This window comes from Ruegeria sp. HKCCD7303 (assembly GCF_013111185.1).
In the GTDB taxonomy this organism is placed as follows: Bacteria; Pseudomonadota; Alphaproteobacteria; order Rhodobacterales; family Rhodobacteraceae; genus Ruegeria.
Window position 1 is genome coordinate 102906 of record NZ_WVRE01000007.1, and the last position, 25654, is coordinate 128559.

Sequence of the window (25654 nt, forward strand, 5' to 3'; positions counted from 1 at the left end):
GAGCGGCTTGTGGAAAATCCAGCCCCATTACGATGCAGTCTGAGACATTCTGCGTCGGTTTCATACTTTCGCCAGATGTGCATTTTCAGTTGCTGGGGCAAATGATGATCCTTGGACCTGGTGGCAAAACAAGCGTTCGCACAGGTGAATAGGGTATGCGTCTTATCGCAACCTTACGCGCATCGCTGAGGGAGGTGCGTTGTGGCTGGTGGAACTTCGTTTCATTGTCCAGAGACATGATTGAGCAAGTCAAAAAGGCATGGAAGGCGGCGGATTGGTTCAAAGGTCAATTCCAGCTACCGCCGGGTGATGTTGCCGACCATATCCCGATCACGCAAGAACTTGAGCGAACACCGCCGCAAAGTAAATTCGAGCCTTAGACCTGTCGTTTTGGCCCGGGGTAGTCATTTCTTGATAGTCCGTAATCCCGATTTACAGCCCCAGAATGTCTCGTGCCTGATCAACTGTGGCAACCGGACGATTATACTGGGCGCAGATTTCAGCAGTCCGCATCACGAGCGCTGCGTTTGATGGTGCCAGCGTATTGCGATCCAGGCGCACGTTATCTTCTAACCCTGTTCGCGCATGACCACCTGAGGAAATCGCCCAGTGGTTCAGAACCTCTTGTTGCGCACCGATGCCGGCCGCACACCAAGGTGCCCCCGGAAACAGCCGGTTGACAGTTTTCACGTAGAAATCAAAGACGTCCCGATCAGCAGGCATTGCGTTTTTGACACCCATGACGAACTGCACATAGGGCGTGTTTTTTATCTGCCCTTTCGTGTGCATCTCAGCCGCTTTCAGAATATGGCTGAGATCGAAGGCTTCGATCTCAGGCTTGATGTCATACGTCACCATCTCAGCCGCCAACCAGTCGACCAGATCGGGCGGGTTTTCGTAGACGCGTGTGGGGAAGTTGTTCGATCCTACCGACAAAGAGGCCATGTCCGGTCGCAACGGCAACATGCCACCACGCGTCTTGCCCGCTCCGGACCGTCCTCCGGTTGAAAACTGAATGATCATACCGGGGCAGTGTTTCTCCAGCCCCTCTTTCAACCTTGCGAACTTCTCAGGGTCGCTCGACGGTGTTTGATCATCGTTGCGAACATGAGCATGGCAGATCGTCGCTCCTGCCTCGAATGCCGCGTGTGTGCTTTCGATTTGTTCCTCGACCTTTATCGGCACCGCCGGGTTGTTGGCCTTGGTCGGCAATGACCCGGTGATCGCGACGCAAATTATACAAGGCTCTGCCATGTCACGCCTCTTTGGGGGCAAGAACGAAATCGAATTCAACGTCCCAATACGGGCCCTCAAAGCCAACTTCTGTAGATCGTGCCGGGTCATCGACGCGATTGAACTCTGCGATCAGACTCTCTTTGACCCCAAATACTGCGTCCGAGTTGATGTATTTGTCATCGGGATCAAAGATATGGGTTGTCAGGTCGTCATACCCGTCTTTCGACACGATATAGTGCAGATGCGCTGGCCGAAACGGGTGCCGTCCCAGACGCTTCAACAGATCGCCAACCGGCCCGTCATCCGGGATTGGATAGTTCTTTGGCCGCACCGCACGGAACCAATAGGTCCCATCAACACCGGTTGTGAAGACGCCGCGCAGGTTGAAATCGGGCTGAATGCCTTTCTGTTGTACGTCGTAAAACCCGTCATCATTGGCTTGCCAGACATCAATCTTGACGCCTTCCAACGGGCTGCCTTCCACATCGGTGACACGACCCCGCACCACCATGTCCTCACCCTTTTGGTCGAGACAAATGTTGTGCCCCATCTCATATTCCGGCGCGCCGCCCACATGGAAAGGACCCAGCACGGTGTTCTCGGAGGCACCGGTTGGACGACGAGAATTCACGGCATCCACCAGCATCGACACGCCCAGAACATCGGACAGGAGAATGTATTCTTGCCGCCAGTCATCGCACATGTGCCCGACCTTGGTCAGGAACATGATCGCCTCAAACCACTCCTGCTGCGTTGGTTCAATTTCCTTCACGGCTTCATGGAGCTTTCGCGTGATGACCTCCATCACCTGCTTCAGCCGTTCGCTTTCTGCGTTTTTGTTCCGTGCGGTGACGACCTCGGCCGAGTTTTCTTCGGTAAAGTATCCCATCTCATGCGAGTCCATTTTGGCCTCCTGACTTGTGTAAGTTTGCTCCAGATTGGCTCATCGCGAAAGTACTGTTGTCAGCGCGCGACGCAGTTCGGCTTCGGCATCCGCAACCATATCGGCTGAGCGCCACGCCACATGTTGATCAGGACGGACCAACAAACAGCCTGTATCCGAAATCTCGGACGCGCGCGCCCAATCCCCGGTGTGGTCAACATAGGTCTGGCGCGGGCCGATAACGTGACAGCGAATGGGCATGCCCAGCTCTTTCGCGATCATCTCGGCTGCTTTTACCCATGCCTCGCCACCAATCCCGGTCAGCACAGTGAATTCTCCACGACCGCACAGATCCAGCGTTGAATGCTTGTTCCCGGTGTCATGATCGAACACCCAGACATGCGGAATGCGCGCACCGGGCCATGTCGTCGGCTGGTAGTGCAGCTCGGCATCCTGATCAAAACCGGGATTGGGTTGACCATCCGTTTCAATCGCACAGGAGTCGTAGCGTTGGTTCATTTCCACGCCATGTGCATCGAACTCATACTTCTTGAAGGCAATCGCCTCGCGGATGGCTTGTCTTTGTGCTGCGGCTTCAGGCGTTGATCCTGAGCGTGCCTCAAGGTTGCTTTGCATGACCTCTGGGTCGACGCCTTCGGCCATTCCGAGCGATTCAAAGATCGGTCCGAATTCACCGATGGATTGATTGGCCCGTGTGACGATCTGCTTTGCCACTGGCGCACGTTCTTCGCTGTAGCTGTCCAGCAGGTTTTCTCCTGCATGACCTTTCAGGACAGCCGCCAGTTTCCAGGCGAGGTTGAAGCTATCCTGAATCGACGTGTTCGACCCCAGCCCGTTCGACGGTGGGTGTCGGTGTGCCGCATCACCCATGATGAACACGCGATCCTTCTGCATATGGGTCGCGTACATGTTGTTGACGGTCCAGGTGTTGGCGCTGATCAATTCGATCTCAAGCTCGGGGTCGCCAACAAGCTGGCGCGCAACCTGCGTAGCCATGGCCTCGTCAACTTCGGGCGCTGGTTGGTTGATGTCATAGCCCCAGACGATGAGCCATTCGTTCCATGGGCGGACCATGCGGACCAGACCCATGCCGATGCCACCGACATTCGCGCCTGGTTGCATCACCCAGTAGAGGACCGACGGCCGATGCGCGACATATTTACTGAGATCTGCGCGGAACAGGATGTTCATGGACCCGCCGACGCCCATCTGTCCTTCGAAAGGCAGACCGGCATGTTCGGCGACCAGAGAATTGCCCCCATCCGCGCCGACCAGGTATTTCGACCGGATGGTGATTTCTTTGCCGGACAAACGATCTAAACACGTCGTTGTCACACCATCTGCATCTTGCTCATGTCGCAAGTATTCGGTGCTCATCCGCGCTTGCGTGCCTCGGCGGCAGGCCGTGCCAAATAAGATCGGCTCCATGAATGTTTGTGGCAGATCGTTCATCATCGTCGGGCTGGACAGCAGGTGTTCGGCCTTGGACAGAGGATGATTACCCCAGCTTTTCATCCGTCCGATTTCCTCGCCCGCGAGGCTTTCGCAGAACACATTTTCACCCATCAAGTCCTGATGCGCTGCGTGCATGTAGGCCTCTGCTTCAACCTCGTGACCAAGGTCGCGCAGCACCTCCATCGTGCGCTGATTGGTGATATGTGCCCGCGGCGTATTGGCCAGCCAGCGATAGCGGTTGATGACCATATTCTCGACGCCGTAGCTGGACAGCAAAGCCGCCGTTGCAGACCCCGCTGGGCCGGTCCCGATGATCAGGACATCCGTTGTGATGGTGGCCATGTTACGCCTCCCTCTGTTTGTCAGATTGAATTGAGTTGAGGCCGTCCTTTGGGTTCGTCAGCACAAGGCGACGGCGCACAGGGAAAATCTGCAGCCCAGTCTTTTCTGAGATCAGCCCCCACAGACCGCGGGGGGCGAAGAGCATGACGGCGATCCCGATTAGACCAAGCACCATGAGGTACCAGGAGCCGTAGTCGGCCAGCAGGCTTTGCAAGATGAAGAAGATCAGCACGCCCAGGATCGGGCCTTCGATGGTGCCAATTCCACCGATCACGACGATGAAGATCACATAGGCAGTCCAGTCGGTGACCGAGAACGCCGCATCCGGCGAAATCCGCAGCTTTTGCACATAGATCAGAGCGCCGGTCAGCCCGGTTCCCGCGGCGGAGACCAAGTAGACCAGCCATTTCATCCGCGCCGCATCGACGCCAACGGATTTCGCGGCTTCAATATTGTCACGTACTGCAGCCAGCGCCAGCCCGCGCTTTGTTCTGAGCAGCCAGTAGATGCCCGCAATCGTTGCGATCACAAGCGCCAAAGCCAGCCAGTAGGTCAAGATATCGCGCGCTGCAGCACCGCGAACGTCGAAGGTGGTCTGAATCCACTCGGTCGCCCACATCTCACGCGTTGCGGTTCTTGGCAGAGAGGTTCCGGTGCCGCCGCCGAGCATTTTCCATTGGGCCACCAGCAGGCGCATGACCTCTGCGATGACCCAGGTGCCAATGGCGAAATAGGCCCCTTGCAGTCGGAAGGTGAAAAAGGCCGTAGGGATAGCGACGATCAGGGCTGCGACGCCGCCCAAAAGGATTGCCGGAACCGGGTCCAAGCCCCACAGGATCACGCCGCCAAACATGGCGTAAGCGCCCATGCCCACGAAGGCTTGCTGCCCGACTGAAACCAAACCGCCGTAACCAGCCAGCAAATTCCAGAACTGTGCCAACACCAGCATCGTGAAGATAAAGAACAGGTCCTGGATCAATCCCCGGCTAGCGAAGGTCGGCAGCAGGATGAACAGGATGATCAAAGCGATACAGACCGCTCCTGCGCTGTAGGACGCGCGGGTCTGTGTCTGGACGCGGTACATTGCAGTATCAGTCATCAGTCCACCGCCCTTGGAAACAGGCCTCTGGGCTTGATCAGAAGCACGATGAGAAAGGCCAGATGACCGGCCAGGATTTGCCATTCGGGATTGATCGCCGCGCCGACAGTCTGAGCGACACCGATAATGATGCCTCCGACAAGCGTGCCCCATAGGCTGCCGAGGCCACCAATGATCACAGCCTCAAAGGCATAGATCAGGCGCGCTGGGCCGATATTGGGGTCAAAATTCGCCCGCATTCCCAGATAAAGCGCTGCCAAGGTCACCACGAGCATTGCGATGGCTGTCGCGGTCGCGAAAATACGTTCTGGGCGGATGCCCATCAAACCCGCCGTCACCGCATCATCCGAGGTCGCGCGGAACGCACGGCCCAGTTCCGTCCGATAGAAAAGCTGGTTCAGACCGACAATCACAAGGATCGCCGAGGCAAAGGTCAGCAACGGCAGAACGCCGAGGTTCAGCCCGCCCATCTGAACGGACGCCGTTGCGATTTCGCCCGCAGGGAGCCGCTGGCTATCCGCCGAGAAGCCTTCGAGTAATGCGTTCTGCAAGACGACCGACAAACCGAACGTCACAAGTAAGGGCGGCAGGATATCAGGCCCCAGCACGCGGTTCAGCACATGTCTCTGCAAAGCCCAACCCACGCCAAACATGATCGGCGCGGCAAGGATGGCTGCCAGAAACGGAGAGAGCCCTAGCAGCGAGACCAACAGAAGGATCAGATAGGCGGCAAAGACGATCAGATCACCATGGGCCAGATTAACCAAGCGCATGATCCCGAACACAAGGCTAAGGCCTGCTGCAAACAGCGCATAAAGCCCGCCCAGCAAAACACCCTGAATGATGGTATCGATCCAGATCATGCGGCGGCTCCTCCGAAATAGGCGTCGTGTATGGCCTCGCGACTGAGCGTGTCTGCTGTGCCTTCCAGCGTGACGCGGCCTTCAATCATGCAATAGACGCGGTCGGAGACCTTCATTGCCTGGCCAATATCCTGTTCCACAACGATGAGGCTGGCGCCGGCCTCCTGAATGCGAGGGACGGCATCGTAGATGTCTTTGATGACTACCGGCGCGAGGCCAAGGCTGATCTCGTCACAGAGCAGAACACGGGGATTGCTCATCAGCGCGCGACCGATTGCAACCATCTGCTGTTGCCCGCCAGACAGGGCTGTACCGGGATGGTTCCGGCGCTCTTTCAGGATTGGGAACAGGTCGTAGATTGTTTGCAGGGACCAATGGCCCGATACCTTTCGGCCATAGGTTCCGATCAGTAGGTTTTCCTCGACACTTAGGGAAGGAAACAGCCGACGCCCCTCGGGTACCATGGCCACTCCGCGCGCCATGATCTCGTCCGCACCGAGGTCTCCGATGGGCTGTCCGTCAAAGCGCACTTGGTCTGTCCCGTTGGTCAGAACACCCGAGATCGAGCGCATGAGGGTCGATTTGCCCGCCCCGTTTGCACCGATGATGGCAACTGTTTCGCCTTCATCCAGATGCACATCCACGCCAAACAGGGCTTGGAAATCTCCGTAGTGGGCGGTCAGCGAATGGGTCTGTAGCAGGCTCATCAGACTTCGATCCCTAGATAGATTTCTTTGACTTCCCGGCTGTTCATGATCTCGTCCGGATCGCCCAGACCGATCACCTTCCCGAAATCCAGAACCAGCAGCCGTTCAACGACCGATGTGAGCGCATGCAGGACATGTTCGATCCAGATGATCGTGACGCCACTGCTGTGCAGCCCCTTGATCGTGTTGATCAGCGCGGTGCATTCCGCATCGGTCAGCCCTCCGGCGATTTCATCCAGCAGCAACAGCTTTGGGTTTGTTGCCATGGCGCGCGCCAGCTCTAGCCGTTTGCGTTGCAGCAGCCGCAATCCACCAGCTGTGTCATTGGCCACTTCCAGCAATTCCGTTTGCTCAAGAATGCGGGCGCAGTTCTGTTCGACCTCGTGTTCGGACTTGTTCTGTCCATGCGTCGCAGCCACCAGCAGGTTCTCGAATACAGTCAGATGATCAAACGGCTGAGGGATCTGGAACGATCGCCCTATGCCCGACAAGCATCGTTGCATAGGTGGCACCCGAGTAACGTCAGCACCATCGAAATGGATCGATCCCGCATCAGAGGTCAGGTTGCCCGTGATCAGGTTGAACAGCGTCGACTTCCCGGCCCCGTTTGGGCCAATGATCCCAAGGGCTTGGCCTTGCTCGACGTCGAAGCTGACATCGTCGGTGACGGTCAGAGCACCGAAGCTTTTCGAGACGTTTTTAAGCGAAAGAATGGTCATACCGGTGTTCCTGCCCCGGAATAAATCCGGGGCGTTGATTTCATTGCGATCAGGAGATTTCTTCCATCACACCCGCGGTCGGAATTTCGGGCGCGGAAGAGTTGTCGACGATCACAAGGTCATAGCTGCCATTGTCGAGCAGCCTCCATTGCCCCCCGACCAAGGGCGTTTTGGCAACGTTCTGCGCAGCGAAGGGCGGCAGGCCCGCACCATCAAACGCGATCCGGCCAACAATGGAGTCAAGCTGCGTAGCTGCGATGGCTTCGGCCACTGCATCCCCATCACCCGCGTCATCAACCCGGCCCATGACGTTTGCTGCCATTTCGAACAGCGCATGCACAAAGCCGATGGGTTGGGTCCACTGACGGTTGGTGGCGGCCATGTACCCTTGCGCCAGTTCAGCCGAGCTTGCGCCGGTCAGCGATGACGAGAACGGATGGGTGGGGGACCACCAAACTTCAGAGCTCAGGTTGTTGCCTGCGTTGCCCAAAGCTTCGACGGCTTGCGGGAACAAGATGGCCTTGCCAATGCTCGCGGCTTTCGGGGTGAAGCCTTGCTGTTTGGCCTGGCTCCAAAAAGTGGTGAAGTCAGGCGGGATCGGAACGCCGGTTACGATTTCAACATTCGCCTGCCGGAACGCGTTGATCTGGGCCGAGAAATCATCGGTAAGGTTCTGGTACCGCCCGGGATCCGTCAATGTGTAACCCAACTCTGAGAGAACAGGCGGGAAACCTACATTTGGGTCGCCCCAAGCGTTGCCATCGCCGTCATTCGGGAACAGCGCACCGACCTGCTTGTTGGTCTCCAACTGGTTCCACATTGCCGTGAAAACCGAGATTACGTCCTCAAGGCCCCAGAAGAAGTGATAAGCGTAATAGAACGGCTCCCAGCTGGCTGGATCACCGGGATTGCCCTGCTGGCCGATGAACCATGGCTGCCAGGGCGCAACGGTGGAAATACACGGCACTTCCTCGGCCTCACAGGTCGAGGCAACCGGGTTGGTCGTTTCGGGTGTCGAAGCGACCAGCATCAGGTCGATCTCATCATCCACGATCAGTTCGCCCGCGACGTCTGCCGCTCGGTTCGGGTTCGACTGGCTGTCTTTGACGATGACTTCGAAATTCGCACCGGCTTCGGATGCGGCGAAATTCTCCAGAATAAACTTGTCTGCCTCGGAGAAGGCGGCCAGAGGACCTGATTGCGGGCTGACATAGCCCAACTTGATCTTGGCGCCCTGAGCGATAGCGGGCGCAGCGAGCGTGCCGGCGGCCAATCCCAGGCCGGTTGCAGCGCTGGATTGCAGCAATTTGCGTCGTGTGATCATGTGTCCCTCCCTTGACACGGTGAAGTCAAACGCTTGGGGCAGTGCCTGCCCACGCGTTTTGAAGAAGCGCCCGCAGCCCATCAGCAGTGACCGGTTGCGGGTTCCAATACGGGTTGTTGAGTGCGATTTCGGTGGCGCGATCCAGATCGGCCTTGGAAAGTCCAAGGTCCTTTAAAGCCATCGGCGCGCCCATGCTTTTGGCAAAATTCCAAAGCGCCTGGCCTGGCTTAGAGCCACCGAGAATATTTGACACGGGTTCCAGCAGCTCTGGCACACCCACCGCGTTGTAGGCGATGGCATGGGGCAAAATGATCGCATGGGTTTCCGCGTGTGGCAGATTGAATGACCCGCCCAGCGTATGGCAAAGCTTGTGATGCAACGCCATTCCGACCAGACCAAGCACCGTACCGCAGGCCCATGCACCACGCTGCGTTTCTTCTCTGGCTTTCAGGTCGTTGGGGTTTCCGACAACGGTTGGCAGTCCCTCTGCAAACGCCTTCAGACCGTCGATAGCCAATTCCGTGGTCTCATCAGTTCGGTCCTTGGCATAAAGCGCCTCGGCGGCATGAGCCATCGCGTTCAAGGCGCTGGTCACGGTCATTGCGGGCGGCAATGAGGCAACAAGTTCCGGATCGTACAGAATGACCCGCGGCAGAACCTTCTGGTCTGTCAGGGTAGTTTTGATGCCATCCTCAGTCTGACCCAGGATCGGAGTAGCCTCGCTGCCGGCATATGTGGTCGGGATGGCGACTTGCGGCAAATCGGTCCGAAGGGCAATCGCCTTGCCTAAGCCAATCGTTGAGCCTCCTCCGATAGACACGATGCTATCCGCATTTACAGACAGGGCGTGTTCAACCGCTTCTTCCGTCACGTCGACCGGGGTGTGCATCGTTGCTCGCGTAAAGACACCCGCAGCACGATCCCCAACAGTTGTCGCAAGCTCCATGGCCATATCGACTTGCTGAGGTGTCGAAAGGATGAGCGCTTTGTTCGATCTCAGCGCTGTTAGTTCCGTGCAGATGTCGTCACGCAAACCTACGCCGAACCGGACTTTCTGGCCATTGATACTGATGGTACTGAGAGCCACTGGGCGAATTCCTGACAAGCGCTGGATTGCAGATCTGAAGGAAACGCTAGCAGGCAAAGACAGCACTCTTGATCGAATTATCGACGCTCAATATAACTTTGGGTTATGAAGCTTGATCCAAGACATCTCGAGATTCTTGCCGCTATTGTCGAAGCCGGTGGATTGACCGAAGGCGCTGCTTTACTTGGGAAATCGCAACCCAGTGTCTCCAGAAGCGTCTCTCTGTTGGAGGATAGGGTGGGGGAGCCTCTATTCCTGCCAACCCGAAGGCCATTGCAACCCACTGAGCTGGGACTTGCTTTGGCCCAGGAAGGTCAAAGAATTCTGAGCGCTGGTCGCCATGCAAGCCGTCTTGTCGACGAACACCGTCAAGGTCTTGCCGGTGCAGTACGGGTTGCTGGCACGCCGATCTTCATGGACGGTGTCATCTCGAACGTTATTGCAGAGTTTCAAGCCGAGTACCCCAATATTCGGATCGACCAATCTTATGGATACCCTACCGAGCTTTTGTCCCAGTTGTCCGCCGAAACTCTGGATTTGGCCATTCTCCCTATGCGCCCGGCAGACGTGTCAGATGAGTACGAGTTTCGTCAAATCCTACCGGGTCGAAACGTCATTGCTTGCCGCGTTGGGCACCCATTGGCGCGCAAGAAAGAGGTGAAGCTGGAAGATATCACCGAGTATTCCTGGATTGCGCCACCCGCCAACAGTCCGCTGTTTCGTGATTTGCGAAACACGCTTGATGGTATCGGTATGCGAGACTTCAAAATAAGTTTTACCGGCGGGTCGCTGAGTGCAGTTGTGAACGTTCTAACAGGCTCGGATTCCCTGACTGTTCTGCCGTTTTCAGTGGTCTTCATGATGCAAAGGCAAAAAACTCTGACGGCACTTCCGATAAAAATCGGTGATCCCGATCGTCACTTGGGCTGCGTCACACTAAATGCTCGTAGCACGTCAGCCTCGTCAAACCGTGTGCTCGATTTCATCAAGCAGAAGTTCGAAACGCTTGATCGGTTGATCTGCAGCGCGTCAGGATAGCTCTGAGCGGTCGGCCCTGAAAAAAGCCTGAGAACGAATTCTTCGACGACGTTTTGGCTGCCAATGGAGTCAAAGGTTAATGTCGTTTCACAGTAGATTTTGGGCGATGGATAGTTCTTCCATCAGTGGCATAACCTTGCCATTTTCGCCTTACACCGTTCATCCGGCATCTAAATCGATCTGTTTGATCCTGACTTCCTTTTGGGAAAAAACTGGGCTGATGTGCAGGTCAGACGATAAAGGTGCCTGTTCTGGCTGATTTGCCGCGTGGCGACAGAGGATGGGGGCAAAGCCGTCATTCATCGCGAATGCAGCGAGCCGGCATGGCATGCACTGTCGTGAATTTACGACATCAGTTAGACTGCGATTAGGAGGGTCCTATGCAGCGCCGACTTGCCGCAATCATGGCTGCAGATGTCGTTGGGTATTCGTCGTTGATGGGAGACGATGAAGCGGGGGTATTGTCCGCTCTCAAATTGCTGCGTTCGGAGATTTTTGATCCTACGATCGACAGATATAATGGGCGCATCGTCAAGTTGATGGGAGACGGTGCCCTTGTCGAATTTTCTTCGGTCGTAGATGCCGTAAACTGTGGTGTCGATATTCAGCGTGCTGTGGCCAGGACCGCGCCGACACTTGCCAATGGATCCCGGCTGCAGCTTCGGATCGGTATTAACCTCGGCGATGTCCTGATTGCTGACGGGGATCTTTTTGGTGATGGGGTGAATATTGCTTCGCGTCTTGAAGGTTTGGCCGACCCTGGTGGTGTCGCGGTCTCCGAGAGTGTCGTGGGTCAGGCAATGGGCAAGGTCGAAGCCGCATTTGAAGATCTTGGCCTGCAAAAACTTAAGAACATTGCAGAACCAGTTCGCGTTTTCCGGGTCTTGTACGACGGAGCTTCTACCCCTCGGCGGCTATCAAACAAACGCCTATTGATGGCAATCACATCGGCGCTGATTTGCCTGTGCGCGGTGGGTTTCTTGGCGTGGTGGATCGGAATTGGTCGCGAGCAGTCCAACGTCACGACTTTCGATGACAGGGTAATTTTGGCGGAACCAACTGGCCCGACGGTTGCTGTTTTGCCATTTCAAAACCTTAGCAACACTGATGCTCGCGATTTGTTGGCGATAGGCATTGGCGAAGACATCATCGTTGAACTAGGAAGTTATCAGGACCTCAATGTATTGTCCCGCCAGTCCACCCATACTGTTGATCCGAAAGAAAGTGATCCGCGCAGTATCAGGCAGAAATTCGGAGCGGACTATGTGCTGGAAGGCTCGGTCCGGCAGGTTTCAGAACGCCTTCGCGTGACGGCACGGCTGATCGACACAACATCAGGCCTTCAGGTCTGGTCGGATGCGTATGACGAAAGTCTCACAACATCGAATATTCTCGACGTTCAATTACAAATTACTGAAAAAGTTGCCTCTGCAGTCGGGGACGCCGGTGGCGCGATTAAACGCATTCATGCCGGGCACGCGCGCGCGAAATCTCCTGAACACTTGTCGTCTTATGAATGTTCTCTGATGCGTGTCGGGTTTATGAACAGGCGAGACATTCAAGAGCGCGTCCGTGGTTGTATAGAACGTGTCGTCGAGGACGAACCCGATTATTGGCGCGGCTGGGCGCAGTTATCCGAGGCGCTTCTGACGGACGTCAAGTTCTTTACCGGTTTGTATGACGGCACACAGGACGAAAAAATCGCTCGGGCCGAAGATGCCGCCCGCAGGGCCGTTTCGTTGAATCCGTATTCGGCGCGTAGTCATTACCTGTTGGCTCTTGTTTTGCAGATTCAGCGCGATCTTGATGGGTTTTTCTCATCTGCCGAGACCGCACTCGCGTTAGGGACAGACCGTTATCTGCAGGGCCAGATCGGTTACGAGTTCATTTGGTCCGGGCGTCTGGAATTGGGCGCTGCTCTTGTTGATAACGCAATTGCCCTTGACCCAAATGCAGCAGACCCGAACTGGTTCCAGGCGCTTGCCGAGTATCACTTCCTAAATGAGGATTATGAAACAGCATTGGAAACGTACGGCAAAGGTGCGCAGCCTGATCTGTGGTGGTCGGTTTCGATTGAGGTCGCGATTTTGGCCGAGCTTGGTCCACATAGCGCCGCATTGGCGGCGAGAGACAGGCTCAACAGAATCCGCCCAAATATTAAAATCGCCGATATCGTTTGGATGTACCGGCGTTTTGCGCGACCGGATGAACTTATTCGTCCATTTGTTGAAGCATATAGAGCTGTGGGATTACCCGAAGGACAGTACGCCCCTTTGGAAGTGGAAAACGGAGGTTAACGCGTCTAGCCGCCGGTTCAGAGCGTTTATTGCATCCGACTGCTCACAAAGAACTAAGCACTATTCAGGCACGCCCGCTCTTTGCAGGCTCGCCAACCAGACTCGGCGGTTTTCAGGATGGTTTTTGGACCCTACGAATTGCCTACGCATCGCTGAAATCGACAGTTTTGGGTTAATTTTCAGCGCAGCGTCGACGGCTTTTTGTGCCTCTTCTGGTTTGTTCATTTCGGCAAGAGTGGCGGCGCTCAGCAGATGATGAAACAGCCGCCACGTATTGCTCGTCGCCATTGCGCCCAACTTACGGGCGGCGTCCAGCGCTTCTTCGTAGCGTCCAAGGTGAAACAGGATGTGCCCTTTATAAAAATACATGTTTTGCAACATTGGATCGCGCGGACTGAGTCTGATCGCCATCTCTATCTCGGGCAGGGCGCGATCCTGCATTCTGAACCAATCATAGGTATGCGCCAGTTCCAGTCTAATGCGTGCGTCATTAGGGTTAAGTGCGACGGCGCGTTCAAGGTTAGCGATGGCAGGATCTGCTTCACCGGTAAAGCGGTAGATATAGCCAAGGGCTGCATGCGCCTGCGCGTCCTGATCATCCAACTCAATCGCCCGTTTGGCCGCTTCGGTTGCGGCTATCAGCGTATCCTGAGGAGTGTCTGACCACTGAAAGAAGAAAATCGTGCCCAACGCGCGGGCCAACAGACTGTGTGCCGCAGCGAACCCAGGATCAGTGTCGATGGCTTCCTGCGCAAATGCCACCGCGTCCTGTTGCGCCTCGTGCGAAAAGATCGCCTGCCGGGCCCGACCACGCAGATACAGATCCCATGCCCCCATATCCTGGGTTGGTTTTCCCAGCGATCTCGTTTCGCCAGACTCATAGATTTTGGGTAGCAATTGGCCGGCGATGGCCTGGCTAATCTCGTCCTGTACGTCAAAGATATCTGTCACCTGGCGATCGAAAACCTCGGCCCAGATGGTTTCGGCACTGTCGACATCGATAAGCTCTCCGCTCACGCGCATCTGACCACCCACGCGGCGAACGCTACCGCGGACCACATACTCAACGCCAAGATCGCGTGCGATTTCGAGCGGGGTTGCTTGATCCTTCGCGTAAGAGAACATGGTTGCACTGGACACGACGAACAGTTCGCGATTGCGCGAAAGATGCGCGCTCAGGTCGTCGGTGAGACCATCGACGAAATACTGCCCTGTTCTTTCGCCCCCAATGTTGTCAAACCGCACGATAGCCAAAGAGGGCTTTCCATTGTCCGGCAATCTCTGTCGGTCGGCAAAAAAGGAAATTGAGAACAGTGCTATGGCCAGACCCAGCAGAGCACCCGCGATGAGAAGGCCGGTTTTCGGCGTGTTGGCATCACGCTCGGGCAGGGCGTCATCCGATTCAACCGGGGCCACAAATTGAAACCCGCGCTTGGGGTAGGTTTTGATATAATCCGAATTTGCCGCGGTGTCTCCCAAAGCCTTGCGTACGGACCGGATGCGCGTGTTCAAGGCAGCGTCTGTGATTGCGGCCCCACCCCAAATCTCGTCAATAATCTCGTGTTTGCTGACGATCCTGTCTCGGTTCCTGACCAAAAACTCAAGCAATTGCAGGGCCTGTGGTTCCAAAGGAACAGGTTGGCCAAGGCGGTTCAAACCCTGCGTTGGATCAAGTCGGAACTCCAAGAAACGGTACATACTGCAACCTACACCCCGCTTTATCCTTGGCTCAACGAAGTTTGGGGATTGTCAGAAGAATGTCAGAAAAAATCAGCTTCTGATCAAGCCCGACGTGCCTGCTGCAACTAGCGTTTACTTGGCTAACGCTCTTTTGCTTTGCCCAACACTTTATGGAGATAGGATATGGTACACTTAAAAACACTTTGCGTAGCGGCTGCTGTAGCCCTGGCGGGAAGCCCTGCATTCGCTCAATCTGATCTTGAAACGGCATTGAACAATGGAGCCGAGCGTCTCGATGCTGAACAGATCGCGGAACTTTTGATCGGCAAAACCGTCACAGCCACGTCCGGAGAGAAGACGTTTCGCTTCTTCTATGACCCGAATAACATCGTGAGCGGAGAGCTGACGAACGGTGGTTGGAGCGGAGCGGGTGCCTTTGCCATCACAGACACAGACAAGGTTTGCGTTTCAATGGTTGCCGACAAAGGGCGCTACCGCTGTATGATTGTGCTGCGTGTCGGGGGCTCGATACAAAAATTCAATGCCGACGGGAAAAGGACTTTCGAACTTCACAGCTTTGAGCCTTCTACCGGTCTCTGAGGCAGGCTCAGTCTGGTTGTAGTGCAGCAGCCGCCATCTTTTGAATGACGAGCTGTGGCAACTAATATCCAACCTCGACGGGATTTGCGCAGACAACGAACACCCAATATTTTGTTGAGATCTCGAGCAAAAATATCGGGGGCCTTTGAATAGGGCGCTGTCGGAAGCCAATTCTGAAGCGCCCTCGCAAGTCGATGATCGCCGCTCAAAAAAAACGGCCCAAGCTCGGTCTCTTTCGCCAAGGTTGTTCGTCCCATAGCGATGCCACCCACCGCGATCACAGTGTTTTCTACGTAAAGGTCAGCCTCCAGCTCTGGATTGTGCGCACAAAGCTAAGGTGGCGCGCATCGCTGCGACGGAAACCAGAATGTGTCGTAAACCGTCGGCTCATCGCGAAAGTGAAACCGGATCACGGATCGCTTGTCGGGCAAGGCACCGACTTGAAGGACGCTTTGGCATTTCCACACCATCTTGGATGCCAATGCGCATGCCAGTGCCACCTCGGCTTCGATGTTCTGCTGTGCTCAAAACCCCAATGCTTTGATGACAGGTTCCTTTGCTGTCGCATCGGGCGTTGCCGCCAATCTACTAGGGCAAGAAATCTGGTTACCTCTCGAGCCGCCCGTGCCTGCGTTTTGGTTTCTAACGTTTGGCTTTCATCTAGCGATCCAAACGTGAAATTGGCTTGGTGAAAGGCCTCGACTGCTATGCAAAAATTGCAAAGCGAGTATTCGAGAAATCTTGGTAGTCGGAATCGCGATGCTCTCATATATGCGTCCGGTAAATGAAACTCCTGATGAGGACCAAGACGATGGCAAAAGAAATCAAAGATGCGTTCAGCCTCTTGAGCCTGATCGCTGCAACCGCCCTGCTGATTGGTGTGCATGCCTGGATTTATGTTCAGTAATTCAAACCTAACCACGATTGATCTGATGAATGCAGATTGATTTGATTGGAACAGGTTGGCTGCATGGCCGTTTGCGAATGAAAAAGGAGCCCGAAGCCCGGGCTCCTTTCTTTGTTTCTAGTTGAATCCATTACCGGCTGAGCAGCAGTTCCGGAAGCCAGAGCGACAATGACGGGACAAAGGTGGTCAGCATCAGCGTCGGCAACCAGGCGAACACGATGAAGATCAACGTTGGCCACAGCATCTTGGACACGGACGTGTCGCAAATCTGCGCACCGAGATAGAGCAACGGCGCCGTCGGAGGCGTGATGTTGGCCATACCAAGATTGACACCGATGATCGCAGCGAAGTGGATTGGATCGACACCTACACTTTGGGCAATCGGCAACAGGATTGGCGTGGCCAAGAGCAAGCCCGAGATATCGTCCATCAGCATGCCGATCAGGATCATGACCACGTTGATCATCAAAAGGATCACGATCGGATTGTCCGATACCGAGTAAACCATATCCTTGGCCAACTGAGGCGCACCCTGCGAGATCAGGTTGTCCGAAACGATCAGCACCATAAAGATCATGACCATGACCACACCGATCGTCACACCCGAAGTCTGGATGGTCTGAGCAAGCGTTTTCCAGGTTAGCCCACGATAGAAATAGATCGCAACCGGGATAGCATAGCATACCGCAATGCCTGCGGCCTCGGTCGGGGTCATGACCCCGCCATAGATTCCACCCAAGATAATGATGGGCATCAAGAGCGCTGGACCCGCCAGACGGCCCTGACCCAAGAGCGCGGGCATGAACGGATCTGGACGCTCCTTCAGTTGAATGTCGTCATACTTCCGCAACATGAACTGGTTGGTGACAATCAGAAGAGTTATCAGGATGATCGCCGGAATCACGGTTGACAGAAAACACTTGAGCACGTGCTGTTGCGCCACCCAGCCATAAAGAATGTGCGACGAGCTGGGCGGGATCAAAAGGCCCAAGGGTGCTGCACTGACGATAAGCGCCGCCGATTGCCCGCCAGGATAATTCGCCTTTTTCAGATGCGGCATCATGATACCGCCAATGCAGGTCAGTGTCGCATTCGCACTCCCCGAGATCGAGCCGAAGACCCCACAGGCCAGTACGGAGGCCGCATTCAGGCCGCCCTTTATGTGGCCGATGAACATCTCGGCCAGCGCCACAAGGGGGGCTGCGATTTTACCTTTTTCCATGATGCCGCCAGCGATCATGAAGAGTGGGATTGCCAACAGCACCAGCGAACGGATTCCAGTCGCACCGGTCGGCAGATAGCCGGTAATGGACTGATCCCCAACAATGGCAATAAAGATCAGAACCGATCCAAAGGCCACGTAGACGCTGACACCGAGCAGCAGCATTAGGCAGACGATAATCAGGCTTCCGGTGATAATCATTTGGCGGCTCCTTTCATCGTCTCAGACCGAAGGGGCAACCCAAGGCCTTTTCGGATGTGCACGTAGAGATACGCAGCGGTGAACATCGCCATGAAGCCGAAGGCACACATGATCGCAATGCGCCAGGTGACAAACGGAATGCGCAACACCGGGGTGGACCGTAGTCGCGGGAACGAGAAGTCGTCCAGCAGCGAAACATAGCAGGCGTAAAAGAGAAACAAGATAACCACGAGTTCAACCAGCAACACCACGAAGCTGCGCCACCAAATCAACCGTTGATTATGTATTACAATGCTGAGGATATCAGCGTTGATGTGCAGATTGCGGGCAGAAGCCAGAACGGCACCGGCAAAAAAACCGACAATGGAGAAGGCCAAAAGCCATTCCTCATAGGCAAAAAGGTCGCCTCCAAAGCCGTATCTGATCACGACAACAGCGCCAAAGGTGAATGCCATCAAGAACCCGCAGAACATTACGAGCTGTCTACAAACGAACGCGATCACCTTCATAGGATACCCAATGATTGGCGGAAGTTCGTCTGTGATTTTTTGTGGTTTGCCCTCGTCTTCATCGCCGACGAACCGCGGCAAGCCGTCTTCGTCATTCGGCATATCTGTCCCCCCCATTTTGACATTTTTTTGAGGAATTAGCAAAAAAGGGCCGGCAAATATGCCGGCCCTTCCGTGGTCAGGTTATCAGTTCTTCGCCGCCAGCAAGCGATCGATCACGTCCTGGCCGACGCTTTGGGCCATCATAGGCCAGATGTTTTCCTGGATATGAGCGGCCATGGCAGCCTGCTCTTCGTCGCTCAGGCTCAGGATTGTGTAGCCCTTGTCGATAAGCTTCTGTCCAAAGGCCGCGTCATTGTCGCGGTTATACTGGAAGAAGTCATCCGAGGCCTTGGTCATCGCGGCCTGAAGCGCTGCACGCTGCTCATCGTTCAGCTTATCCAGCGTGCGCTGTGACGCGTAGAATGTGGTCAGTTCCGAGATCGAGTTGTACTCGACAAAGTGCGTACCAACATCCGACTGGGCGAAGATCGAGTAGGTTGCCGTCTTGGTGCAGCAGATTGCGCCATCAACGATACCTGACTGGATCGCGGGGAAGATATCACCCCACGCCATGGTCGTGGCCTGGTAACCAAGCGCTTCCACCATGGCTTTCACGGCGGGCGACGACCAAACACGAATGTTCATGCCTTTGTCGTCGAAGTTGTTCCAGTTGGTCGGTTCCTGCGTGGCCACGATACCCACAAACCCTTCGGGATTTTGGGCCATGACCCTCACGCCGTACTCGTCGGTGATTTCCTGCAAGATCTGATTATACTCAGAATCCATGTTGCGCATGATGTTGTCCATGTCGTCCCAGCCCCCTACAAGGAACGGCATCGACAGGAACTCCAGGCGCGGGTCGGTATCGGCATAGATAAAGGCCGCAGCCAGATCGATATTGCCCCGCGCAACATCTTCGAACAGCGCTTCGCCCGAACCAAGCTGGTTGGCTGGGAACACCTCGATTGTCAGGCCGACATCTGCCGCTGCAACATCTGCGGCGACCTGCTCCATCATCTTGGTACCTTGGTGATCAATTGGAAACACGCCGGCAAAGCGCAGCTTGACATCGTCAGCAATTGCGGCAGTCGACATCAGCGCGCTCATTGCACCAACCACGATGCCCGTGGTTAATTTCGCAAAGTTCATGGAATACTCTCCCTGTTGACGTTTGTTCGTTCAGATATTTTTGCTGACCTTAGCTGGTCAATCTGTCCGGCCAGCCTAAGCAAACAAATTGCACAGTGCAATTTGATTCACGTCTGCTGGTTTTTTTGATTTTAGCCCCTCCTTCAGTTGATTTTTTTGAGTAACTCTTGGTTTCGCAGCTCGTGGCAACAAGGCTTTGCTTCATCATTGTCGGGAAAGCGCGATTGTTTGGCCGGGCTTGGCCGCAAGGGCGATATGCCTGTGCTTCGCGGCCAGGGTGGCATCCAGTGTATCGTTAAAGGCCATCATGTCTCATGTAGTCGCTGTAGTCGGTCCACGTGTCCGGCCTGCAATGTATCCCCTTGACTCATGCGGACCTGCCCTCGAAGCCGTCGAGGAAAGACTGCAGGTTTGCGCCCAATTCATTGCAGAGATACCCGCCTTCCTGCACGATCACGGTAGGCAGGTTGAGCGCTGCCAGCATCCTTGCCATCTTGGCAAATCCAGGTGTCGAAACCGCCAGACCACCAAAGGGGTCGCCTTCGAAGGCATCAAGTCCAAGGGCTATGACGATTGCACCGGGCGCGAAGTTCCTGACGACGTTCAAACCTTCGTTCAGACCCTTCATAAACCCGTCATCCCCGGTGCCACGTAAGAGCGGTATGTTCAAATTGTATCCGTGCCCCGCGCCTTCACCGACCTCATGAGCGTGACCCCAGAAGAATGGATAGAACCGCGCCGGGTCCGCGTGGATAGACAGGGTGAATACGTCGTTACGTTCGTAAAAGATGCCTTGCGTTCCGTTGCCGTGGTGCAGGTCAACATCGATGATCGCCACGCGGTCATGAGTTTGCCGTAGGTATTGTGCAGCAATAGCGCTGTTGTTGAGATAACAGAATCCGCCAGCTAGATCGCTAAAGCAATGATGCCCCGGCGGCCGGCAGAGCGCATAGGCCACGTTGTCCCCGTCCAATACTGCCTGGGTTGCGCTCACGGCGCAGTTTGCGGACCAGCGCGCTGCTTCCCAGGTGTGTGCACCGATAGGGCAGGACATGTCGGTGACGTGAAATCCTGCCTGACCGACTGCCGACAAGGGATAGCTGGCCGTGCGGCGATCCGGGTGGATATTCGGGAATATCTCGGGCGTGGCGTCGGGAATGCGCGCCCACCGTTCATAAACCGTCGACAGGAACTTCAGGTAGGCCGGAGTGTGTACTGCCGCGATTGGAGCTAGGCCATGATCAGTCGGGGCGTGCACAGCGTGACCGCCCGCCGCGACGCCTGCAAGTAGGCGCTCCAACCGCTCAGGTTTTTCGGGGTTGGGTTGCATAACTCCGTTTACCAGAAACCCGCTGGGATTATGCTGGCCCTGCCGTTCCTGGTCAGAAAAGACTTTCATGTGTCAGAACCCTACCTTGTCTGCCCCTTTAAGACCGAGCATCGCGCGCGTCTCGTCAGGTGTTGCGATCTCGTATCCCAGCTTCTCCAGAACCGACCGGATTTTAGTGACCTGTTGAGCGTTGCTGGTAGCAAGTTGCCCGCGTCCGATCATCAGGCTGTCTTCAAGACCAACACGCACATGCCCACCCAGGATGGCGCTCATAGTGCCCAGTGGCATCTGCTGTCGCCCTGCGGCAAGCGCCGAAAACTCGTAGGCGTCGCCCAACAATCGGTCAGCCGTTTCCTTCAAATACATCAGGCTGTGCGGGCTGGCGTCGATCCCGCCCAGTACACCCATCACAAATTGCAGAAAGACCGGTGGCACAATGCTCTTTTGCTTCAGATAGAACGCCAGCGTCTGAATGTGCCCCACATCGTAACATTCACATTCAAACCGCGCGCCACCAGCATCGCCCAGCATTCGAAACACGGTTTCTATGTCATGGAATGTATTCTTGAACACAGTGTCGCGTGTGTTCTCCAAAAAGGTCTCTTCCCAATCATGGGTCCAATCGGAATAGCGATCCTTCATCGGGAAGAGGCCGAAATTTATGGAGCCCATGTTGAGCGAACACATCTCGGGCGCCAGTTCCACGGGGGCCGAAAGCCGCTGTTCCACACTCATCTGTGAGCTGCCGCCCGTGGTCAAGTTTATAACCGCGTCACTCGCGTCCCTGATCCTTGGCAGGAACTGGCGAAAGACATTGATATCCGCGCTTGGGCGGCCGGTGTCGGGTTCGCGCGCATGCAGGTGTAAAACAGATGCACCAGCTTCTGCCGCCTCAATTGCAGACTTGGCTATTTCGTCAGGCGAAACCGGCAGGTGTGGGCTCATGGTCGGCGTGTGGATCGAGCCTGTCACGGCGCAAGTCAGGATAATTTTTTGCGCCATGGGTCAAACCTCCAATGCACATTCACGGGCAAAGTCCCGGAGACTGTCGTCGAGTATGTTCAGGATTTCGTTGATCTGCGCTTCGGTCGCGATCAAAGGCGGGCAAATCAGGAAATGATCGCCCTCAACACCGCCGCGAGTGCGGCGCGAATAAGTGATCAGGTTGCGCTCGTAGCAGATTTCCACGAACCGTTCATAGGCGTTCAGGTCCTTGGGCAATGGTGACATGGTGTCCCGATCCGAGACCATTTCAAAGGCGGTTAGCAGGCCTTTTCCCCGCACATCACCGATGAACGGGTGACGCGCCATGAGGTCCATGAGCCCCGCCATCAGGATTTCGCCCATGATCCGCGCATTGGTCATCAGGTCCAGCCGGTCGATTTCGTTCAGAACAGCCAACCCAGCGCTGCATGCGAGCGGGTTACCGGCATAAGTGTGGCCGTGGGCAAATCCGCCGCTGTCCAGCACGGTTTCAACCATCGCTTTGTCGGCGATCATGGCCCCCAACGGGGCATAGCCTGCGCCAAATCCCTTGGACAGGGCCACAAGATCGGGGCGGATGTTCCAGTGCTCCGAAGCCAGAAACGTACCAGTGCGTCCGACACCAGACATGACCTCGTCCATGATCAGCAGGACGCCAAATTCGTCGCAGATCTCGCGCACCCGCCCATAGTAGCTGTCGGGCGCAACCAGCGCCCCGATAGATGCACCGCCCACCGGTTCCATGGCAAAAGCCAGAACCGTGTCGGGCCCTTGTGCAATGATCTCATCCCTTAGCATCTCGGCATATTTCAGACCACGATCGTGGTCGGACAGGTTGTCGCGGTCCAAATAGCAAGTGGGCGCAGGAATTTTCGGCATTTCCTTGAAAAGCGGCGCAAACGCGTTCGTCAGCGGCCCGTATCCGGTAATCGCCAGCGCGCCCAAGGTAGAACCGTGATAAGATGGAAAGCGCGAGATGACTTTCCACCGACTGGCTTGCCCATCAGCAACCGCCCATTGCCGCGCGAATTTCACGCAAGACTCCACGGCCTCGGACCCGCCAGAAACAAAAAAGACCTTGTCCAGGCCTGCCGGTGTGCGATCTGCGATGGCTGTGGCCAGGTCTTCTGCTGGGGCGTTCTCAAAGTGTAGACGATAGGCAAAGGTTGCGCTGTCCATCTGCGCCTTCATTGCAGCCAGAACATTGGGATTTGAATGGCCAATATTGCTGACCATCGCCCCGGACGAACCATCAATATAACGCTGGCCGTTCTTGCCCCAAATATAGATTCCTTCTGCGCGATCGACCTCGGGGCGGCGCGCGCGACTTTGATAGAAAAGGTTCGATGCCTTCACGGTTTTTCTTCTTTGACAGGTGTGGCGATGCAGGAGCGATACCCAACCTTGTGTTGGATTCTTTTATAGGGCAAATAGATAATGAGAATTAAGCATATTGATTGAATCAATGGATAACGCCGCTGAACAGGACAAATTGATCCGCGAGCTGGATTGGAATCTGCTTCGCACCTTTATGGTCATTGTTCAGGAAGGCAGCATCACCCTGGCGGCCCAGCGCCTGATGCGGCGACAACCTTCCGTCAGCCAAGCCCTGAAACGTCTTGAGACACGGCTTGGAATGCCGCTGATTGATCGCAGCCCATCGCATTTCCGCATCACACCAGCCGGGCAGACACTGTACCAGGAATGTCTGGACATGTTTGGAAGCCTGGCGCGGGCTATCCAAAGCGCACAGGGAACGGAAGACATCGTGACGGGTACCGTCAAACTCGCGCTTCTCAGTAGGATTGAAAGCGATTTTTTTGATGCGATACTGGCGGACTTTCATCGCCAATTCCCCGAAGTCAGCTTTGATATTGAGGTTATGTCCAGCAAAGCCGTCAGGCAGGCGGTTCTTGAAAAATCCGCGACACTTGGCGTCTGCTTGGTGCATGACACCCATCCAAGTCTGCAGCATGAGGTTCTTTATCGGTCCTACTTTGGGTTCTACTGTGGTCCCAGCCACCCATTGTTCGGGCAACGCGATCTGAAACTCGACGACTTGCGAGACCATTCGTCGGTTTCATTCCGGACAGACCAGCTTTGGGATGCGTTACGTCCGGTGGCGTTGCTGCGCGCGCAGCACAAGCTCGACAACAAAGTGATCGGTTACACTTCTGACCTGGGCGAGGCACAGCGGATGATCGGCGCGGGGCTCGGGTTTGGCCCTCTGCCTGTTCACATCGCCGAACGCTTCGTCAATCGCGGCGAACTGTGGCGTTTGCCACCTTATGAAAATGCGTTGGCAATTGATATTCATCTGGTGCACCACAAAAGCGCCCGCCTGAATCGCGCGGAAAAAGCACTGCTTGACATGTTTCGAAACCGGCTTGCATCGGTGCCGCTTGAACAGCGCAGCTACAATCCAACCGAAACAATCGAGCCAAGGATCCAAGAGGGGTAAGCCAAACAATGACATCAAGTGACACCCTGTCTCTGCTGGCTTGTCAGATCGAAATCCCCGCCACCAAGAGCGCCGCCGCGAGAGACAGACATCTTGCGGAAAGCGCCGCGAAAGTGCGAGATCAGCTCAGCCGCCGGAACGTGGACCTCGTGGTTTTGCCTGAGCTATCCAGTATCGATTATGCCCGCTCGGCCTTCGACCGGCTCAATGAGATCGCGGAACCCCTGGAAGGCGCTTCTTTTGAAAAATGGCGCGAGGTCGCCAAAGAATTCGGTGTCCATGTCACTTACAGTTTTGCGCGCCGGGGGGCATTGGGGACGCATATTTCAATTGCGGTCGTCAACCCGGACGGTGCGCTGACCGGCTATTACGACAAGCTTCACCTTTGCCAATATGGCGCTTCGATGGAGAAGGAATATTTTGACGCTGGGGATCACATATTCACATTCAAAATCAATGGAATAACTATCTCTCCAATCATTTGCTACGATATCCGAATTCCCGAACTGGCACGCACCCTGACACTAAGGCACGACGTCGATCTCATCCTGCATTGCGGGGCATATTATCGCGACGAGTCCTTCGAAACCTGGCACAATTTCGCCATGGCGCGCGCGATGGAAAATCAGATCTTTTTCTTGTCCCTTAACCGGGCCGGAGAAACCTGGGGCAATTCGATCTTCTGTTGGCCTTGGATGGATGAAAATATTCTGCCTGTGCGGTTTGCCGAAACAGCTGAAGATTTCCGTCACGTGACCATCAACAAGGGCCAGCTCTTACAAGCAAGAAAAGACTATACATTCCTCAAGGACCGACTGGCGGATTATGATGCACTGTGAAGGGTCAGACAGTCTTTTGTTGGCGGTTGCGAAACATAGGTTAGGTTTCGAATGACACAGGTTGCCATCTCTCCGGTGACGCTCGACAAAATAAACGATCTGGATTTTGCGCTAAGGGCGTTGTCGGCTGAAATGAACGACAGGCACGTCGCGAATGTTGACGTTTTGAAAGCTGCATTTGTTGGTAACCATCCGGCCTTCAATGCTTTGCTCGCCTACAATGAAGCCGAGGTCGTCGGCGCAATTGTTTGGACGCCAGTGTTTTCAACGACCAAGGGGGGTGGCGGCTTGTTTGTAAGTGATCTTTGGGTTTCCTCTTCGGCGCGAGGGCGAGGTATTGGAAACAAACTGTTGTCTCGTGCGGTTTTCGATGCGGACAAATCTTCAGGCGCGTGCTTCCTTAAACTGGCGGTCCATCGCACCAACCCTTCTGCTCTTGCCTACTACACCCATATCGGTTTCAGAGAAGAAACGGACATGAGGGCAATGATCCTCGAAGGTGCTCCTTTGCGGAGTTTAAAGAACTTCTGAAGGCGAATTGCGACGAAGTCGTCAAGTCGATCAACCAATTAAGGCTGTCGCGATGGTGGTTTTGGAAAGCTAAAGAGGGTGCGTCGCGTATCTTGCAAAAAGACACTTTTGCGCAATCGAACGACAAA

General features: G+C 55.3%; 23 protein-coding genes. 7 read left to right on the plus strand and 16 right to left on the minus strand.

What is annotated here, in order from left to right; genetic code table 11:
• The first annotated feature begins 155 nt into the window (after window positions 1-155).
• Complete coding sequence (locus GS630_RS17310; RefSeq protein WP_171235922.1) at window positions 156-380, plus strand: hypothetical protein; 225 nt, start codon at window positions 156-158, stop codon at window positions 378-380.
• Window positions 381-432: 52 nt separating this feature from the next.
• On the opposite strand, the gene GS630_RS17315 is transcribed toward GS630_RS17310, so the two are convergent.
• Genes GS630_RS17315 through GS630_RS17355 form a run of 9 tightly spaced genes read right to left on the minus strand, consistent with a single transcriptional unit; the run spans window position 433 to window position 9736 of the window.
• Entirely contained in the window at window positions 433-1254 is an 822-nt protein-coding gene (locus GS630_RS17315) for a 3-keto-5-aminohexanoate cleavage protein (RefSeq protein ID WP_171238434.1), read from the minus strand.
• Window position 1255: 1 nt separating this feature from the next.
• Complete coding sequence (locus GS630_RS17320; RefSeq protein WP_171238433.1) at window positions 1256-2140, minus strand: intradiol ring-cleavage dioxygenase; 885 nt, start codon at window positions 2138-2140, stop codon at window positions 1256-1258.
• Window positions 2141-2179: 39 nt separating this feature from the next.
• Window positions 2180-3937, minus strand: coding sequence for an FAD-dependent monooxygenase (locus GS630_RS17325; RefSeq protein ID WP_171619909.1), 1758 nt, complete (start codon window positions 3935-3937; stop codon window positions 2180-2182).
• A 1-nt stretch (window position 3938) separates the two neighbouring features.
• Window positions 3939-5036, minus strand: coding sequence for a branched-chain amino acid ABC transporter permease (locus tag GS630_RS17330; protein ID WP_245223302.1), 1098 nt, complete (start codon window positions 5034-5036; stop codon window positions 3939-3941).
• Window positions 5036-5899, minus strand: coding sequence for a branched-chain amino acid ABC transporter permease (locus GS630_RS17335; RefSeq protein ID WP_171619907.1), 864 nt, complete (start codon window positions 5897-5899; stop codon window positions 5036-5038). The genes GS630_RS17330 and GS630_RS17335 overlap by 1 nt, the downstream gene beginning before the upstream one ends.
• Window positions 5896-6606: an ABC transporter ATP-binding protein gene (locus tag GS630_RS17340; protein WP_171619905.1), complete on the minus strand. Its 711-nt coding sequence runs from the start codon at window positions 6604-6606 to the stop codon at window positions 5896-5898. The genes GS630_RS17335 and GS630_RS17340 overlap by 4 nt, the downstream gene beginning before the upstream one ends.
• A complete protein-coding gene (locus GS630_RS17345) occupies window positions 6606-7325 on the minus strand; it encodes an ABC transporter ATP-binding protein (protein WP_171235927.1) in 720 nt (239 codons plus the stop codon). The genes GS630_RS17340 and GS630_RS17345 overlap by 1 nt, the downstream gene beginning before the upstream one ends.
• 49 nt (window positions 7326-7374) lie before the next feature.
• A complete protein-coding gene (locus GS630_RS17350) occupies window positions 7375-8649 on the minus strand; it encodes an ABC transporter substrate-binding protein (protein ID WP_171619903.1) in 1275 nt (424 codons plus the stop codon).
• A gap of 25 nt (window positions 8650-8674) precedes the next feature.
• The gene (locus GS630_RS17355; RefSeq protein WP_171235929.1) at window positions 8675-9736 is read right to left on the minus strand and encodes a maleylacetate reductase; all 1062 of its coding nucleotides are present in this window, start codon (window positions 9734-9736) and stop codon (window positions 8675-8677) included.
• Between the two features lie 105 nt (window positions 9737-9841).
• Between GS630_RS17355 and GS630_RS17360 the strand changes: the two genes are divergently transcribed.
• Entirely contained in the window at window positions 9842-10774 is a 933-nt protein-coding gene (locus GS630_RS17360; RefSeq protein WP_171238427.1) for a LysR family transcriptional regulator, read from the plus strand.
• A gap of 380 nt (window positions 10775-11154) precedes the next feature.
• Window positions 11155-13071, plus strand: coding sequence for an adenylate/guanylate cyclase domain-containing protein (locus GS630_RS17365; protein WP_171238426.1), 1917 nt, complete (start codon window positions 11155-11157; stop codon window positions 13069-13071).
• 60 nt (window positions 13072-13131) lie between these two features.
• Here the strand turns inward: GS630_RS17365 and GS630_RS17370 are convergent, their stop codons facing one another.
• Window positions 13132-14769 (minus strand): winged helix-turn-helix domain-containing tetratricopeptide repeat protein, encoded by a 1638-nt coding sequence (locus GS630_RS17370; protein ID WP_171712141.1) that lies wholly within the window; start codon window positions 14767-14769, stop codon window positions 13132-13134.
• A gap of 165 nt (window positions 14770-14934) precedes the next feature.
• Between GS630_RS17370 and GS630_RS17375 the strand changes: the two genes are divergently transcribed.
• Window positions 14935-15351: a hypothetical protein gene (locus GS630_RS17375; RefSeq protein WP_171712143.1), complete on the plus strand. Its 417-nt coding sequence runs from the start codon at window positions 14935-14937 to the stop codon at window positions 15349-15351.
• Window positions 15352-16388: 1037 nt separating this feature from the next.
• Here GS630_RS17375 and GS630_RS17380 read toward each other — a convergent pair.
• The 6 genes from GS630_RS17380 to GS630_RS17405 form a co-directional block, all read right to left on the minus strand.
• On the minus strand, window positions 16389-17681 hold the full coding sequence (locus GS630_RS17380; protein ID WP_171181766.1) for a TRAP transporter large permease: 1293 nt from the start codon (window positions 17679-17681) through the stop codon (window positions 16389-16391).
• The gene (locus tag GS630_RS17385) at window positions 17678-18292 is read right to left on the minus strand and encodes a TRAP transporter small permease (RefSeq protein WP_171238423.1); all 615 of its coding nucleotides are present in this window, start codon (window positions 18290-18292) and stop codon (window positions 17678-17680) included. The genes GS630_RS17380 and GS630_RS17385 overlap by 4 nt, the downstream gene beginning before the upstream one ends.
• A gap of 84 nt (window positions 18293-18376) precedes the next feature.
• A complete protein-coding gene (dctP, locus tag GS630_RS17390) occupies window positions 18377-19381 on the minus strand; it encodes a TRAP transporter substrate-binding protein DctP (RefSeq protein WP_171238422.1) in 1005 nt (334 codons plus the stop codon).
• 367 nt (window positions 19382-19748) lie between these two features.
• Entirely contained in the window at window positions 19749-20780 is a 1032-nt protein-coding gene (locus tag GS630_RS17395) for a histone deacetylase family protein (RefSeq protein WP_171619894.1), read from the minus strand.
• A gap of 3 nt (window positions 20781-20783) precedes the next feature.
• Window positions 20784-21713: a 3-keto-5-aminohexanoate cleavage protein gene (locus GS630_RS17400; RefSeq protein ID WP_171619892.1), complete on the minus strand. Its 930-nt coding sequence runs from the start codon at window positions 21711-21713 to the stop codon at window positions 20784-20786.
• A 3-nt stretch (window positions 21714-21716) separates the two neighbouring features.
• Window positions 21717-23051, minus strand: a complete 1335-nt coding sequence (locus GS630_RS17405) for an aspartate aminotransferase family protein (protein ID WP_371809083.1) — start codon at window positions 23049-23051, stop codon at window positions 21717-21719.
• 109 nt (window positions 23052-23160) lie between these two features.
• Between GS630_RS17405 and GS630_RS17410 the strand changes: the two genes are divergently transcribed.
• From GS630_RS17410 to GS630_RS17420, 3 genes are read left to right on the plus strand one after another with little or no spacing between them, the layout of a single operon-like run.
• Complete coding sequence (locus GS630_RS17410) at window positions 23161-24156, plus strand: LysR family transcriptional regulator (protein ID WP_171619890.1); 996 nt, start codon at window positions 23161-23163, stop codon at window positions 24154-24156.
• A gap of 8 nt (window positions 24157-24164) precedes the next feature.
• Window positions 24165-24995, plus strand: coding sequence for a carbon-nitrogen hydrolase family protein (locus GS630_RS17415; RefSeq protein ID WP_171238418.1), 831 nt, complete (start codon window positions 24165-24167; stop codon window positions 24993-24995).
• Window positions 24996-25046: 51 nt separating this feature from the next.
• Window positions 25047-25526 carry an N-acetyltransferase gene (locus GS630_RS17420; protein ID WP_171238417.1) on the plus strand — a complete coding sequence of 160 codons (480 nt, stop codon included), beginning with the start codon at window positions 25047-25049 and terminating at the stop codon, window positions 25524-25526.
• Window positions 25527-25654 lie beyond the last annotated feature (128 nt).